The following is a 15,497-nucleotide window of genomic DNA, read 5'->3' as shown; positions in this document are numbered from 1 at the left end:
TCGTGACCGGAGTGATCGCCACCGGAGTGTTCGCCTCGCTCGCGGCCTGGGCCGTGCCCAACGCCTATGATGCGATTTGGGCCGTGGCCTGGGCCTCAGCGGCGGTGATCATCTTCATGGGCATCCGGCCGTTGCGCAAGGCGCGGGTGGCGGATGCGGAGGCCGGGACCGGTTCGACGGATGAGTGAAACGCCGCCCGCAACCGCCCCCGCGATCCGCGCGACCGCGATGGCGGTGGATGCCAATCCGTATGGCAAGATCTTCGTCGGCTGGCTGATGGGGCAGATGGCGCTGGCGGCGGGATCGGTGGCGTCGCGGCACAGCGGCGCGCGCTGCCCGGTGGTCGCAGCGGACGGCTTCAGCTTCACCGCGCCGGTCAGCATCGGCGAGGAAGTGTCCTTCCATGCCGAGATCGTCGCGACGGGCCGAACCTCGATGACCGTTGCGGTCGACGTCTGGCGGCGCGACCGGCACGGCGAGGGCGCCTCGAAAGCGGCGACCGGCAAATTTACACTGGTGGCGATGGGCGACGACGATCGCCCCCGCCCAATCGAATCCCGCCCGATCGAACAACGCACACTCCCGGAAGGAGCCTCACTTGGCTGACACTTACGACCTCATCGTGCTCGGTTCCGGCCCCGGCGGCTATGTCGCGGCAATCCGGGGGAGCCAGCTTGGCCTCAAGGTGGCGATCGTCGAGCGCGAATTGCTTGGCGGCATCTGCCTCAACTGGGGGTGCATCCCGACCAAGGCGCTGCTGCGCTCGGCCGAGATCTTCCATTACATGCAGCATGCCAAGGATTACGGCCTGGTCGCCGAGAAGATCAGCGCCGATCTGGATGCGGTGGTGAAGCGCTCGCGCGGCGTCGCCAAGCAGCTCAATCAGGGCGTCACGCATCTGATGAAGAAGAACAAGATCGCGGTCCACATGGGCAATGGCAAGTTGGCCGGAAAGGGCAAGGTCAGCGTCACCGCCGCCGACGGCAAAACGACCGAGCTGACCGCGAAGAACATCATCGTCGCGACCGGCGCGCGCGCGCGCGACCTGCCGTTTGCCAAGGCCGACGGCAAGCGCGTCTGGACCTATCGCCACGCGATGACGCCCGCCGAAATGCCGACCAAGCTGCTGGTGATCGGATCGGGCGCGATCGGGATCGAGTTCGCCAGCTTCTACAACGACATGGGTGCCGAGGTGACGGTGGTCGAGATGCTCGACCGGATCGTGCCGGTTGAGGATGCCGATATCTCCGCGCATCTCGAAAAGGCGCTGAAGAAGCAGGGCATGACGATTCTGACCGGTGCCGGCGTGGACAAGCTCGAGGTCGGCGCTACCTCTGTGAAGGCCGCAATCAAAGGGAAGGACGGCAAGGTCACCAGCGCCGAGTTCAGCCACGTGATCGTCGCGATCGGCATCGTGCCGAATACAGAGGAGATCGGGCTGGAGGCGCTGGGCGTCGAGATGGATCGCGGATTCCTGAAGACCGGGCCGGATTGCCAGACCAATGTGCCCGGCCTTTACGCGATCGGTGATATCACCGCGCCGCCCTGGCTTGCGCATAAGGCGAGCCATGAGGGCGTGATCGCCGCCGAGGCGATTGCGGGCAAGCATCCGCATGCGATGGACCCGCGCAACATTCCGGGCTGCACCTATTGCCACCCGCAGATAGCCAGCGTCGGGCTGACCCAGGCGAAGGCCAAGGAGGCCGGGCATGACGTCAAGGTCGGCATGTTCCCGTTCATCGGCAACGGCAAGGCGATCGCGCTGGGCGAGGCGGACGGTTTCGTGAAGACGGTGTTCGACGCGAAGACCGGCGAACTGCTCGGCGCGCACATGATCGGCGCGGAAGTGACCGAACTGATCCAGGGCTATACGATCGGCAAGACGCTGGAGACGACCGAAGCGGAACTGATGGAAACCGTCTTCCCGCATCCAACGATCAGCGAAACGATGCACGAAAGTGTCCTCGCGGCTTACGGCCGGGCGCTGCATATCTGAGGGGACTACGGCATTCGGTTTTGAACCGGCTCGCTTAGCGGAGAGCGTCACCCCGGAATGCTTCGGTGTTTATCCCCTGATCCATATACCTTCGCTGTTCCCCCGCGAAAGCGGGGGTCCAGGGCCACAAGCCGTATCACTTGCGACCCTGGGCTCCCGCTTTCGCGGGAGAACACGTGCGTACTTGCTAGGATGGGATAAGCACCGCACAAGTCCAGTGTGACGGCAAATGCTGAACTCTGAATTCCCCAGGGCGGGGGCACCGGTTGCGATCGGTGCGGCGGCGCTTGCGTTGTGCGTCGCTACGCTGGCGATCTGCTGGCCGGGCGTCGCGATGTTCGACAGCGTCTGGCAATATCAGCAGGCGTTGAGCGGCAATTACAACGACTGGCACCCGCCGGTAATGGCGCGGCTATGGGCGTTGCTGCACCGGCTTGGGCCGGGTGCGGCACCGATGTTTCTGGTGCAGATCGCCTTGTATTGGCTGGGGCTCGGCCTGTGGGGCGTCGCGCTGGCGCGGGGCGGGCGCGGGATCGCCGGTGTGTTGGTGCTGGCGATCGGGGCGTGCCCGGTGTTCCTCGGCTGGCAGGTCACCGTGTTGAAGGACGCGCAGATGGCGGCGGCGATGCTGGCCGCGACCGGGCTGATCGCCTGGTGGCGGTTGGCGGGGCGGACGATCCCGGTGGCTGCACTTGTCGCGGCGGGCGTACTGTTGGCCTATTCGGTATTGGTGCGCAGCAATGCTGTGTTCGCGGTAGTTCCGCTGGCGGTGATGCTGACGCGGTGGAGCGGTGCGCGGAAACTGGTGGTGGGGTTCGCCGGCGTGGTGCTGGTGTTGGCGGTGTCGCCGCTAATCAACCACCGCATGTTCGGGGCGGTGCAGAGTGGCGTCACGCACGCCCAGCCGCTCTACGACATGGCCGGGATAGCGCATTTCTCCCAAGCGGTGGAGATCGGCGGGTTGCTGCCCGAAGAACTGGCGCTGATCGAGACGCGACATTGCTACAAGCCGTTCTTCTGGGATGCGCTCGCCGATCCGCGGTATTGCGGGGTGATCACCGAGCGGCTGGAAACGGTGGACATGGGCGACGTCGGCACGGCGTGGGTGCGGGCGATCCTGCATCATCCGCTGGCCTATGCCGAACATCGTGCCGGCCATCTCAACATGACGTGGCGCTTCATCGTGCCAACGCATGTGCCGAGCGCCGCGCCGCCGGAAGGGGGCGAACCGAACACGATCGGGCTGATCAATCCGGGCAAGGCGCATGTCACGCTGGCACGCGCGGGTGCGTGGGTGGCGGAGACGCCGTTCGGCTGGCCGATTGTGTGGATCGCGGTGGCAGGCGGCGTGATGTTCGCGGCGCGGGGGCTGGCGGGGGCGGCGCGGGATCTGGCGCTGGCGCTGGCGGTGTCCGCGCTGGTGCTGGAGGTGAGCTTCGCGGTGATCAGCATCGCATCGGACCTGCGCTACCATCTGTGGGCGATGATCGCCTCGGCGCTCGCGGCGGTGCTGATGGCCGGATATTCGATTCCGCGACGGGCCTTGTGGATCGGCGGCGCGACGCTGGCGCTGGTCGTCGCAGCGGCGACGACGGCGCGCCTGGTATTGCCGCCCGGTCCGGCGACGTACGATGCGATGCTCGGCTGAAATCGCGCGAGGTGGGGCTGGCGCGGCGCATTATGCGCGCTAGGGTCGCGCGCAGATACGAACAAAGGGGCGCTACGATGTTGAAATTCCTGGGTGCGGCGTGCGCGCTGATCGCCGCCGTGCCGGCTTCGGCCGAAACCGTGATCGTCACCGCCGACCGGATGATCGACGTGGTCTCGGGCAAGACGGTTGAGCATCCCGCCGTGACGATCGTCGACGGGCGCATCACCGGGATCGCCGATGCGCGGACGATCAAGTTCGGCGGCGACGTCAAACATATCGATCTTGGCGGCAAGACGATCCTGCCAGGGCTGATCGACATGCACGTCCACCTGACCTCGCTGGCCGAGATCGGCGGGTATCGCGGGCTGCAATATACCGATGCGTTCTGGGGCGCGGTCGGCGTCGCCAATGCGAAGAAGACGCTGGAGGCGGGCTTCACCTCGGTGCGGAATGTCGGATCGAGCGATTTTCAGGATGTCGGCCTGCGCGAGGCGATCGACGGTGGCTGGGCGGTCGGGCCGCGCATCACCACCGCGACCTATGCGATCGGCGCGACCGGCGGGCATTGCGACAACAACGCCCTGCCGCCCTCGCTCGACCGCAAGGAAGCGAGCGTGATCAATTCGCCCGAGGAAGCGCGCGCCAAGGTGCGCTGGCTGCACAAATACGGCGCGCAGGTGATCAAGATCTGCGCGACGGGTGGAGTATTCTCGCTCGGTGACAGCGTCGGCGGGCAGCAGCTCAGCCTGGAGGAGATGAAGGCGATCGCCGACGAGGCGCACATGCTCCACCTGAAGGTCGCCGCGCACGCTCATGGCGACGAGGGCATCCGCACCGCGATCCTCGCCGGGATCGACACGATCGAACATTGCAGCCTCGCCTCGGACGAGACGATCAAGCTCGCCGTGGCGCGCCGGACCTGGTTCGACATGGATATCTACAACGACGATTATATCCTCGCGACCGGCACCGCCAACGGCACCGAGCAGGAGAGTCTCGACAAGGAGAAGATGATCGGGCTGAAACAGCGCCAAACCTTCCAGCGTGCGGTGAAGGCGGGCGTGCGGATGATCTTCGGCACCGATGCCGGCGTTTACCCGCATGGCGACAACGGGCGGCAGTTCGCCAAGATGGTCGAATGGGGCATGACGCCATTGCAGGCGATCCGCGCTGCCACGTCCGATGCAGCCGAGGCCTTGGGCAAGACGAACGATGTCGGCGCGATCGCGGTCGGGCGCTACGGCGATATCGTCGCGGTGGACGGCGATCCGCTCGCCAACGTGCGGGTGCTGGAGCGCGTGAGCGCAGTGATCAAGGGCGGCGTGCGGGTGAAGTGACGCAAAGATCGACAATCAGCACAAATACCAATTTCTAACTTTACTAAATCTAGTAAATTTACTACCTGTGAGGTCTAACCTCTAAGGAGTGATTCGAATGCCACAAGAAACTAATTTTCCAGACCACATTGCTCATAAGCCGGTTTACGTAGTGCCATATTACGGGCTTGATCCTTTGCGGCCTAGTAACACCGATGCGCAGTTTATAACGCTCGGCTGGTCGCAGTGGGACGGTGACGAGCTTTCCGCCAAGGTGGTGCGGCACTCGGGGAAAAGATGGTCCCGCCAATCTGAGGAGCTGCCGCTCCCCAGAGTGATCGATCTTGCAATTCTCACTGCCCTTGCTTTCGGGGAGGACGATGGACTTGTGCAGATTGAAGCAGGAACATTCGAGCATCAAACCGTGCCGATTAAGGTTGTGCATGGATCAAAGCGCGATCGGATGACTGCAACACAGGCTCTTCGTAACGATAATATCATGCGCTCTCGTCTTCGCGCGTTGTTCGATACCCTGAAACCGATCCATGATCGTGGGCTGCTCTAAAACCGTAAACTGGAGTGTTTGACGTCGCGAAAATTCCGACTTTGCGAGGTCAGACGATAACTGGCCGCGGCGAGCGCGCTGTCGGGCACCTGACGCCCGTTCAGGCCGCGACGTCGCTCGGGCTGATCAGGCGCATCTGTTCCTCGGGCTGGGCCTGAAGTCGCGACGTGGTTGCGGCCGGCGCGCGCGAGGCGGCGCTGGCCGAAACATGCTTGAGCCGCCCGTCGATCGACGCGCCATTCTCGATCGAGATCGATTCATACTGGATGTCGCCCGCGATCCGCGCCGAGCGTTCGATCGTCAGCTGTCGGCCCGAGACGGCGCCTTCGATCGTGCCCGCCAGCCGCGCGGTTTCCGCTCTGACCGATCCGGCAATGACGCTTTCGGTGCCCTGGACGAGATTGCCGCAATCGACATCGCCATCGATCCGGCCATCGACGTGCAGATCGGCGGTGGCGGCGACGTTGCCGGTGATCGTCACGTCCGGCCCGACCACCGAGAACACGCCGCGCTTGCCATTGCCCGGCTGGGCGGCAGGCGCCACGCCGGCGTCGCGGCCAGTCTTGCTGCCATTGCTGAACATCTGCGCCAATCCCCCACGAATCGATCCGCCAGCGTAACACAAGATCGGCGCGTGGCGAGCGGATGTCCGACGAGGCGTGCACCAAGCGCGTCGCGGTTCGTGGCCTCGCCGTAGCGGAAGCTTCGGGAACGCGGTTGCGCAAGCCCGGCGCGTGTGTTGAGGTGCAAAGAAAAGCGGAGAGCATCATGGCGTCAGCGGCGGACCTTGGCCGAGATACCGGCCGCGCGAGCGTGCCATCGCCCCCTGGCCTGCCGGTCGTCGGGCATCTCCACCAGATCGCGCGCGCCGGGCTGATCGGCTATCTGCTGCGAGTCAGCCGGGATTTCCCCGCAGGCATCTTCAAGCTGAAGTTCGGCAGCCGCGTGGGGCTATTCGTCACCAACCCCGATCTGGTCGCGGAACTCAGCGACGAGACTCGCTTCCGCAAGATGCCGGGGCCGGGCCTGCGCGTGGTGCGCAAGTTCGCCGGCGACGGCCTGTTTACCGCGTTCAGCGAGGAACCGAACTGGGGCAAGGCGCACCGCATCCTGCTGCCCGCCTTCAGCCAGCGATCGATGCGTGGTTATTACGACATGATGCTGGAGGTGGCGGACCAGCTCGTCGCCAAATGGTCGCGGCTAAGCGGCACCGACGTGCTCGTCGCCGACGACATGACGCGCTTCACGCTGGATTCGATCGCCATCGCCGGCTTCGGGCACCGCTTCGCCAGTTTCGAGCGCGAGGAACTGGACAGCTTCCTAGAGGCGCTCGCCCGGGTGCTGGGGGAATCGCTCAACATCATCACGCGCATGCCGATCCAGCAGCGCTTCGCGAAGAAGGCCGAGCGGCAATACGCCGCCGACATCGTCGAGATGAACGCATTGGTAGACGGCATCATCGCCGAACGCCGCGCGCATCCGAACGATGGCAAGGATCTGCTCAACCTGATGATCTCCGCGATCGATCCGGAAACGGGCGAGGGGCTGGACGATATCAACATCCGCTATCAGGTGCTCACCTTCCTGATCGCCGGGCATGAGACGACCAGCGGGCTGCTGACCTTCTCGCAACACCTGTTGCTCAGGCATCCGCATGTACTGGCCCAGGCCTATGCCGAGGTCGATCGCGTGCTGCCCGGCGACAAAAGGCTAGATTATAGCGACGTCGCCAAGCTCGATGTGATTGAGCGCATCCTGAAGGAAGGATTGCGGCTGTGGCCGACCGCACCGGCCTTTACGCTCGCGCCGTTCGAGGACGAGGTGATCGGCGGCAAATGGCATCTGCGCAAGGATCGCCCGGTCAACGTGTTCGCGCCCGGGCTGCACCGCGATCCCGGCGTGTGGGCTGATCCCGAGGAATTCGATATCGACCGCTGGCTGCCCGAGGCGGAAGCGGCGCGGCATCCGCATGCCTACAAACCGTTCGGCAATGGCGAACGCGCGTGCATCGGGCGGCAATTCGCGATGGTCGAGGCGAAGATGGCGCTGGCGATGATCCTGCAGAAATTCGCGATCAGCGATCCGCATGCCTACAAATTGCGCATCAAGGAAACGCTGTCGATCAAGCCGGACGAATTCTACATGCGCGTCCGGTTGCGCCAGCCGCACGAGCGGCTGAGCGTCGCGGCGGCCCCCGAACCGGTGGTCGAGGACGCGCCGGTCGCCGCCGTGTCCGGCACCGGGCAACGCTTCGCCGTGCTGTACGGATCGAGCCTCGGCACGGCGCGCGACATCGCCGAGGAGATCGCGGCGCGGGCGAACCTCGATGGATTCGACACGGTCGTGCGTTCGCTGGACGAGAGCTTCAAGGGCGGCGCGATTCCCGAAGACCGGGTGATCGTGATCGTCACCGCGACCTATAACGGGCGCGCGCCGGACAGCGCGCTGGAGGTGGAACGCGCGCTGGACGCCGGGGCGTTCGAGCACGCGGATTGGTCGGACGCGCGCTTCGCGGTGCTGGGCATCGGCAATTCGCAATGGCCGAACTATCAGAACTTCCCCAAACGCGTGGATGCCGCGATCGAGGCGGCGGGCGCGACCCGCCTGCTGCCCCGCGCCGAGGCCGACGGGCAGGGCGATTTCGATGGCGCGGTGGCCGGCTTCGTCCGGGATCTGTGGAAAGCGCTGGGGTCGGACGCGGCACCGAGCGAAAGCACATCCACGCTGTCGCTGCGCATGCTCGACACCAAGGATGCGCGCGCGCAAGCGCTGCCCGAACATGCCCAATTGCTGGAAATCGTCGGCAATGACGAGATGGTCCTGCCGGCGGATGGGCTATGGGATTTCGCGAACGAGCCGCCACGGCCCTCGACGCGCTTCATCCGCATCCGCCTGCCGGAAGGGCAGGATTATCGCACCGGCGACCATATCGCGGTCTATGCCCGCAACCGGCCGGAACTGGTGACGCGGACGATCGAGCGGCTCGGGTTGGCCGGCGCGGCGCAGTTGCGGCTGGACGGGCAGGGCGGGCGCTTCCGCCACCTGCCGCTGGGGCAGATCGTGACGGTCCGGCAATTGCTGACCGATTTCGTCGAACTCTCCGATCCACTGCCCCGGCGCGCGCTGGCGGTGATCGGGGCGCAGACGCGCTGCCCGAACACCAAGTGCGAACTGGCGGGGCTGGAAAGCGCGTTCGAGGAGGAGGTCGCGGGCAAGCGGCTGACTTTGGTCGATCTGCTCGAACAGCATCCGGCGGCGGAATTGTCGCTCGATGTTCTGGTCGAACTGTCGGCGGCGATTTCCCCGCGTTTCTATTCGATCGCGTCCAGTCCCCTGGTGTCGCCGGACGTGGCGGAACTGATCGTCGGCACGATGGCCGCGCCGCATTGGTCGGGCCTTGGCGAACATCGCGGCTTTGCCAGCGGGTACATGCAGGGAGTCGCGGCGGGCGATCAGGTGTTCGGCTATGTCCGTCGCCCCAATCCGCCGTTCGCACCGCCACTCGATCCCGGCGTGCCGATGATCCTGATCGGCCCCGGCACCGGCTTCGCCCCGCTGCGCGGGTTCATTCAGGAACGGGCGGCGCAAAAGGCGGCGGGCGCGGACATCGAGCCGAGCCTGTTGTTCTTCGGCTGCCGCCATCCCGACCACGACTGGTTCTGCCGCGCCGAGGTCGAGGCATGGGCGAGGCAGGGCGTGATCGCACCGTACATCGCCTTCTCGGCGGTCGAGCGCCATCCGTGGAAGTTCGTGCAGGACGCGTTATGGGCCGAGCAGGAAAAGGTGTGGGCCGCGATCCAGTCCGGCGCGCAGATCTTCCTGTGCGGCGACGGCCGCTTCATGGCCCCGGCGGTGCGCGACACCCTGATCCGCATCCAGATGCAGCAGAGCGGCGACGAACACGCGCAGGGCTCGGCCTGGCTGGAACAGATGATCGAAGACGGCCGCTTCCATCAGGATGTGTTCGGGTTTGGGAAGTAAGGGGCGGCTTTCGCTCCCATTCCGTCGGTCGGTTTGCGATTCCAAAGCCGACCGTTCGATCTACGCGAGATTTCGGGTTTGTCCCTCTTCGATTACGTCGCGGGAAAGCGGGGTGGCCGATCCATTAATAAAATGGTGGCAGCTACGGATCTAGATTGGATTCTCGAAAACCAGAGAATATGGAGGCAGGGTGTAATGCGTAATTTTCTAGGTGCGGCGATAGCCATGGGCCTGTGCGCCTGCACGTCGGCCAACGCGGTTACTATCGATCCCAAAAATGATGTCCATTGTTCGGTTCTTGCATTTTATTTTCATGGTTTAGCAAAGCACATTGATGCTCCTGATGAGCAAGTGCGCGCGACGAGGGGTTTGCAAGACTGGTACGCACGCAAAATGCGCTCTGCTGAGGGAGGGCGCTATTCAAACCCGGCAGTTATGCAGTCGGAGATTGGACCAATTTTTGAGACGATCAAGTCTAATCCGCTTTCAATGCAGGATGAGGCTAAAGCGTGTGCAGATCGCGCTTCCACTGACCCAGAATTCAATAAATTTGCCCGCTCCTACATGCATCCGTAGATCAGCCGAGCAGATATAACGCGTAAAAATATTTTCGGTTATTCAACATTTCGCATTGGGTTTTAAGAATATTGTATCATTTCCTGAGACATCGGTCGGTACGGGATGGCAGGCATAGGTTGTCGCTCTCCTGAAGTTGACCTTCGCCTCGTTATGAAGATCGGACGTCACGCTGTCCTACAAGCGCGCGATCCGCTACGCTCATCGCCGCTCTTTCACATCGCCGCATATCCCGCCCCCGCCCGCCACGATCAGGCGGCGACAGTGTGACCCTAGTGTGACCTCAAGCCCATTCCGGCCGTCGCCAGCGCCGATACCGCGTGACTTTGTGTGAACTTCGCCGATTCGCCCCTTGCCCCCGTCGGCATGTCGGTTAACCTCCTGCCCGAGGCGCGGTAGACGCCACAGGAGAGAGATATGCTGCAACTGAGCGGGCAGGACGCGTCGTTCGTCTATCTAGAGACGCCGCATACGCCGATGCATATCGGGTCGGTCGGCATCTACGATCCCTCCACCGCGCCGGGCGGGTTCGTGCGCTTCAAGGATATCCTGAAATTCATCGGCGAACGCCTTCAGGGCGCGCGCAGTTTCCGACAGCGGCTGGTGCGCGTGCCGTTCGATCTCGATCATCCCTATTGGATCGAGGATCCGGAATTCGACATCGAATATCACGTGCGGCACATCGCCCTGCCCAAGCCTGGCGACTGGCGGCAGCTCTGCATTCAGGTCGCCCGGCTGCACGCCCGGCCGATGGACCTGAACAAGCCGCTCTGGGAATTCACCATCGTCGAGGGGCTCGACAAGGTCGAGGGCCTGCCGCCCGGCTGCTTCGCCTTGGTCAGCAAGGTACATCATGCGGCGATCGACGGCATGTCGGGCGTGGAGATGTCGGCGGCGGTGCACGATCTCGATCCGGGCATGACGCCGCCCGAAGGCGAGGACGAATGGTCGCCCGAACATATGCCCAATGTCGCCGATCTGCTGATGCGCAGTTATTTCAATTCGCTGCGTCAGCCGATGAAGATCGTCGAGACGATCGGCCGCTCGCTGCCGGGCATGGCCAAGCTGACCGCCAGCGTGAGCAAGGGCGACGTCAGCCTCGCTAACACCAAGATGGCCCCGAAGACCCGCTTCAACGCCAAGGTCTCCGCGCACAGGGTGTGGGATGCGTTACCGTTCAAGCTTGCCGATGTGCGGGCGATGAAGGAGGCGGTGCCGGGTGCGACCGTGAACGACGTGATCCTGGCGGTGGTCGGGGGTGGCCTGCGCAAATATCTCGACGACAAGGGCGAATTGCCTGCAGAATCACTGACCGCGATGGCCCCGATCTCGGTGCGCGGCGAGGGCGAGAAGGCGGCGCTCGGCAATCTGGTGTCGGCAATGGTCGTCCCGCTCGGAACGCAGATCGAGGATCCGCTGAAGCGGCTGCAGTATGTTCATGAGGCGGCGGTCAATTCCAAGGAGATGACCAATGCGGTCGGCGCGCGGACGCTGGCGGATTACAGCCAGCTGGTGCCGGCGGGCCTGGCCGGGCTGGCGGCGCGGCTCTACACGCGGGTCGGTGCGGCGAATGCGCATGCGCCGGTCTATAACACCGTCGTCACCAACGTGCCGGGCAGCCGCGTGCCGATGTATTTCTGCGGCGCCAAGATGGTCGCGATGTACGGCACCGCGCCGGTGTTCGATTCGATGGGGCTGATCAATCCGATCTATTCCTACGGAGACACGATCGCGATCTCGTTCACCTGTGACCGGGCGATGATGCCCGATCCGGACGCCTATGCCGATGCGCTGCGCCATTCCTTCGCAGCGTTGAAGGCGGCGACGGTGGATCGTCCCGCACCGGTGGCCGCTAAAGCCGTATCACCCAAACTGGCGAAAAAGCCGACCGCAGCCGGGCGGAAGCCGGCAGTCAAGCAAGGAGCAGCGTGATGGCCGATACGAAAAAGACTGCCGACAAGGTGAAGGACACGATCAACGACCGGATCGTCGATCCCGCCAAGAAAGCCGGTGAAGCGATGCGCAAATCCGGCGCGAAGGTGGCGGAGGGCGGCGCGACGATCAGCACGAAGCTGATCGATCAGGCCGAACAAAATGCCCGAGAGGCCTTCGCGGCGCTCCGTGCGGCGGCGGGCGCCAAGGATCTGTCCGAGGTCATGAAGGTGCAGGGCGATTATCTGCGGGAGCAAGGCTCGCGGAGCATGACCCAAGCGAAGGAAATCGGCGAACTGATCGTGAAGATCGGCCAGGATTCGGTCGCGCCGCTACGGGGCAAAGATTAACCTGAAATCCTCCCCGGAACGGGGAGGGGGACCGCTCGGCTCCTTCAGCCGAGTGGTGGAGGGGGTTCTCCACGAGCGACGCGTTGCCGGCGAACCCCCTCCGTCAGCCTGTGGCTGCCACCTCCCCGTACCGGGGAGGATTAACTGTCACGCATGCCCCGCGAACGGGTACACCAACGCCTTCAAGCCCTTGCGTTCGAACGGATGCCAATCACCTTCGGCCTGCGCCAGCCGATCCGCAACGGCGTAGAGCACCGCCGGGTTGACCCCCAAACCGCAATGGCTGCCGTGAACCTGGATATTGTCGGTCTCCGCACCCAGCGGCTCGATGCAATTCTGCCACGCGACGACGCCATCCTCGCGGGTAAAGATCGAGGTCGATGGGACGGGCGGTGCGCATTCGCTCTCGCTCATTTGTGCCCGCGCATCTTCGCCATCGATCTTATGCCCGGTCAGCGCTTCATAGGCACGCCAAGCGTTGGTCGCACGCGGAGATCCGGTGAAGGGCGATCCGAGAGTGATCACCTGCCGCACCGCATCCGGAGCGCGGCGGGAAAGCTGGCGTGCCATGACCCCGCCGAGGCTCCAACCGACGATGCTGACCTTCTTGCCGGTCGATTCATGCACCGCCTGCAACCGCGCGGCGAGCTTCTCGCCCTCGTGTCCGATCGCCTTGGGGCCGAGATTGCGGCCGAGTTCCCAAGCGTGCGCGTCGTAACCCAGTCCTTTGAGGAAGGAGCGCAGCACCCGCGTCGAAACGTCCGTCGTCACGAACCCCGGCAGCACCAGCACCGGATGCCCGTCGCCGCGCGGTGCGCTGGCGAGGATCGGCGCGGCGAGGCCCAGCGAGCCGAATTCGGCGATCGCGCGAGGCAGTTCGGTCAGCGCCAGCAACGCCGATGGTGGGCGGATCGCCGCCGCAGGTGCTTGAGTTGCCATTGTTTCGTCTCCTGTGCCTCCGGTCTTAAACCTGCCGGATGTAGATATTGTTCATTCCTCCAGCCCGAAGGCGCGATGCTGCGCAGAAACGCGTGCAACATCATAGGCCAGGATGGCGAGATCGTGCGACTTGCCGTCACGATCGCGGACATGGTCCTTCAGCAAAGCCTCGGCGCGAAAGCCGAGACTTTCGAACAGCATGACCGATCCGATCTGGTCCGGCGTCATCTGTGCGGTAAGCTTGGCGATGCCGCGTTCGATCGCGATGGCGAAGATTCCCTCCAGCAGATCGCGGCCCAACCCAGCGCCGCGCTTGGTCGGAGACACGAGCAGGCGGATCTCGCCGACATGCGCGCTCCAGCTAAGCGGATCGCGCACCAGCGCAGCGGTGCCCACGAATGTGCCGTCATCCTCGGCGACCAGGCTGTCGATCCAGCCCTCCTCGATCGCCGACTGCCAGGCATCGACGACGCGTGGATGCTTCAGGTCGCGGCCCAGGAACAGCAGATCGTGTTCGGGCAACCCTTCCGCGAAGGTCAGCATTGCGTCGCGGTCTGTTGGGGCGAACCGCCGGATACGGTAACTCAAGTCGAACGATCCCCAAGCCAATCGACCAATTTCGGCCAAAGCCGCTTGATCGCATTCCCACCGGCGACGAGGCTGACATGTCCGCCCTTCATTGTCACCTGTTCCTTGTCGGTCGATCCGATCATTCCGATCAGCGGATTTGATGCGGCGGCCGGCACGATATGGTCATGTTCGGCCGTCACATGCAGGAACGGTGCGGTGATGGCGGTCAGGTCGATCGGCCGTCCGGCCACTTCCATCGTCTCTTCATGAAGCGCATTGGCCCACATCAGCTTCTTGGTCGTCTCGCGGAAATATTCCCCCGCCAGCGGCAGCGTGTCGGTGGCCCAGCGATCGAACATGCGAAAGGATTTGACGAATTCGTCGTTCCACAGATTGTCGAGCAGGCGGATGTTGCCGGCAATCTTCGCGCCGGGCCGCAGCATGTCGAACGCCGAATAAAGATAGTCGGCGGGGCAATTGCCGAACGTATCGACCAGCCGATCGACATCGAAGAAGCGTTGGTCTGCCCACGCCTGGAACATCTCCATCTGCGCGAAATCGACTGGCGTGGTGAAGCAGACGAGGTTCTTCATCGGTGCGTCGAGATGAAGCGCGGCCCACAGCAGCGACAGCACACCGCCGAAGCAATATCCGACCAGGCTGAAATCCTGTTCGCCGGTCTCGGCCTGCACCCGGGCGATGGCCGTGGGGATGAAATCGAGCACGTAATCCGCGAGCGTCAACGTCTTCTCGTCGGCGCGGGGTGGCGTCCAATCGAGCATGAACACGTCGTAACCGGCCTTGAGGAGATATTCGACCAGGCTTTGCCCAGGCACCATATCGAAGATGTAGCCGCGGTTGGTGGTCGCCATGACCAGAAGGAGCGGCACGCGGTACACGTCGTCCGTCATCGGGCGATAATGATACAGGTTCATCGTGCCGCGCTGGATCAGCAGATCCTTGGGCGACGCGCCCAGCACCGGGGCTGGGGAGGCGAAATAATCCAGCCCCTTGAAGTTGCGCTGGATCGCGCGGTCGAACAATCCGCGGGCCTGCTCGAAGGCATCGGGGGCGGTGGTTTCGGTCATCGCACCCGCTTCACGCCGTCATCCCGGCGCAGGCCGGGATTGCTGTGGGGCGAGGGCTGCGCATGCCATCCAGCGATCCCGGCCTGCGCCGGGATGACGGTAAGCGGCCGGATCAAGCCGCTTTCGCCGGCGGCTTGCGATTGCGGCTGGGCTTGGGGCGCTCGGGTGGCTTGATCCCGGCCTGAGCCATCAACAGTGCCTCGATCCGCGCCACGCTTTCCTCGATCCCGCGCAGCCGGGCGGACAGGTCCTCAACCTCGCTTCGGCTCGGCATGTTCGCGGCGACAAGCGCGCGATCCATGGCTTGGTGGACGGCATTTTGCGCATTCATCGTCGCTGCGCTGGCACCCTGCATCGCTCGCGAGAATTCGCCCGATTTCAATACCTGGCCGCCGAACTGATTGGCCATTTGCTCCCACTGGCCGAGCATATCGCGCAGGAATTTGCCGGGGTCGGAGGGAGATGTCGTCATGCTGCCGCCATCCTTTACTGCGAGCCGGCTCGCGTCAAGCATGAGTGCGGCGCAGCATTTT

15 protein-coding genes are annotated in these 15,497 nt (G+C 64.0%); 10 read left to right on the top strand and 5 right to left on the bottom strand.

The window, feature by feature from the left end:
* Positions 1 to 2 precede the first annotated feature (2 nt).
* From U1738_RS11800 to U1738_RS11775, 6 genes are all read left to right on the top strand, one after another.
* Complete coding sequence (locus tag U1738_RS11800; RefSeq protein ID WP_332789254.1) at positions 3 to 188, top strand: hypothetical protein; 186 nt, start codon at positions 3 to 5, stop codon at positions 186 to 188.
* Positions 181 to 606, top strand: a complete 426-nt coding sequence (locus tag U1738_RS11795) for an acyl-CoA thioesterase (protein WP_332789253.1) — start codon at positions 181 to 183, stop codon at positions 604 to 606. The genes U1738_RS11800 and U1738_RS11795 overlap by 8 nt, the downstream gene beginning before the upstream one ends.
* Positions 599 to 1,996, top strand: coding sequence for a dihydrolipoyl dehydrogenase (lpdA, locus tag U1738_RS11790; protein WP_332789252.1), 1,398 nt, complete (start codon positions 599 to 601; stop codon positions 1,994 to 1,996). The genes U1738_RS11795 and lpdA overlap by 8 nt, the downstream gene beginning before the upstream one ends.
* A gap of 229 nt (positions 1,997 to 2,225) precedes the next feature.
* Positions 2,226 to 3,644: a hypothetical protein gene (locus U1738_RS11785; protein WP_332789251.1), complete on the top strand. Its 1,419-nt coding sequence runs from the start codon at positions 2,226 to 2,228 to the stop codon at positions 3,642 to 3,644.
* A 77-nt stretch (positions 3,645 to 3,721) separates the two neighbouring features.
* A complete protein-coding gene (locus U1738_RS11780) occupies positions 3,722 to 4,984 on the top strand; it encodes a Xaa-Pro dipeptidase (protein WP_332789250.1) in 1,263 nt (420 codons plus the stop codon).
* A 97-nt stretch (positions 4,985 to 5,081) separates the two neighbouring features.
* The gene (locus U1738_RS11775; RefSeq protein WP_332789249.1) at positions 5,082 to 5,528 is read left to right on the top strand and encodes a DUF6530 family protein; all 447 of its coding nucleotides are present in this window, start codon (positions 5,082 to 5,084) and stop codon (positions 5,526 to 5,528) included.
* Positions 5,529 to 5,628: 100 nt separating this feature from the next.
* On the opposite strand, the gene U1738_RS11770 is transcribed toward U1738_RS11775, so the two are convergent.
* On the bottom strand, positions 5,629 to 6,111 hold the full coding sequence (locus tag U1738_RS11770) for a bactofilin family protein (RefSeq protein ID WP_332789248.1): 483 nt from the start codon (positions 6,109 to 6,111) through the stop codon (positions 5,629 to 5,631).
* 62 nt (positions 6,112 to 6,173) lie between these two features.
* Here U1738_RS11770 and U1738_RS11765 point away from each other — a divergent pair, with 62 nt between their 5' ends.
* From U1738_RS11765 to U1738_RS11750, 4 genes are all read left to right on the top strand, one after another.
* Complete coding sequence (locus U1738_RS11765; RefSeq protein WP_332789247.1) at positions 6,174 to 9,509, top strand: bifunctional cytochrome P450/NADPH--P450 reductase; 3,336 nt, start codon at positions 6,174 to 6,176, stop codon at positions 9,507 to 9,509.
* Between the two features lie 195 nt (positions 9,510 to 9,704).
* Entirely contained in the window at positions 9,705 to 10,085 is a 381-nt protein-coding gene (locus U1738_RS11760) for a hypothetical protein (protein ID WP_332789246.1), read from the top strand.
* 417 nt (positions 10,086 to 10,502) lie between these two features.
* On the top strand, positions 10,503 to 12,017 hold the full coding sequence (locus U1738_RS11755) for a WS/DGAT/MGAT family O-acyltransferase (RefSeq protein WP_332789245.1): 1,515 nt from the start codon (positions 10,503 to 10,505) through the stop codon (positions 12,015 to 12,017).
* Positions 12,017 to 12,367, top strand: coding sequence for a phasin family protein (locus U1738_RS11750; RefSeq protein ID WP_332789244.1), 351 nt, complete (start codon positions 12,017 to 12,019; stop codon positions 12,365 to 12,367). Before U1738_RS11755 ends, U1738_RS11750 begins: the two co-directional genes overlap by 1 nt.
* A 147-nt stretch (positions 12,368 to 12,514) precedes the next feature.
* On the opposite strand, the gene U1738_RS11745 is transcribed toward U1738_RS11750, so the two are convergent.
* From U1738_RS11745 to U1738_RS11730, 4 genes are all read right to left on the bottom strand, one after another.
* Positions 12,515 to 13,306 carry an esterase/lipase family protein gene (locus U1738_RS11745; RefSeq protein WP_332789243.1) on the bottom strand — a complete coding sequence of 264 codons (792 nt, stop codon included), beginning with the start codon at positions 13,304 to 13,306 and terminating at the stop codon, positions 12,515 to 12,517.
* Positions 13,307 to 13,357: 51 nt separating this feature from the next.
* Positions 13,358 to 13,894 carry a GNAT family N-acetyltransferase gene (locus U1738_RS11740; protein ID WP_332789242.1) on the bottom strand — a complete coding sequence of 179 codons (537 nt, stop codon included), beginning with the start codon at positions 13,892 to 13,894 and terminating at the stop codon, positions 13,358 to 13,360.
* Positions 13,891 to 14,964 (bottom strand): alpha/beta fold hydrolase, encoded by a 1,074-nt coding sequence (locus U1738_RS11735; protein ID WP_332789241.1) that lies wholly within the window; start codon positions 14,962 to 14,964, stop codon positions 13,891 to 13,893. Before U1738_RS11735 ends, U1738_RS11740 begins: the two co-directional genes overlap by 4 nt.
* Positions 14,965 to 15,076: 112 nt before the next feature.
* On the bottom strand, positions 15,077 to 15,436 hold the full coding sequence (locus tag U1738_RS11730; RefSeq protein WP_332789240.1) for a poly(R)-hydroxyalkanoic acid synthase subunit PhaE: 360 nt from the start codon (positions 15,434 to 15,436) through the stop codon (positions 15,077 to 15,079).
* Between the last annotated feature and the right edge of the window lie 61 nt (positions 15,437 to 15,497).

The sequence above is a fragment of the Parasphingomonas caseinilytica genome (genome assembly GCF_036663755.1).
In the GTDB taxonomy this organism is placed as follows: Bacteria; Pseudomonadota; Alphaproteobacteria; order Sphingomonadales; family Sphingomonadaceae; genus Sphingomonas.
The sequence above is the reverse complement of the archived record's forward strand: the minus strand, read 5'-3'. Positions and strand labels throughout refer to the sequence as shown.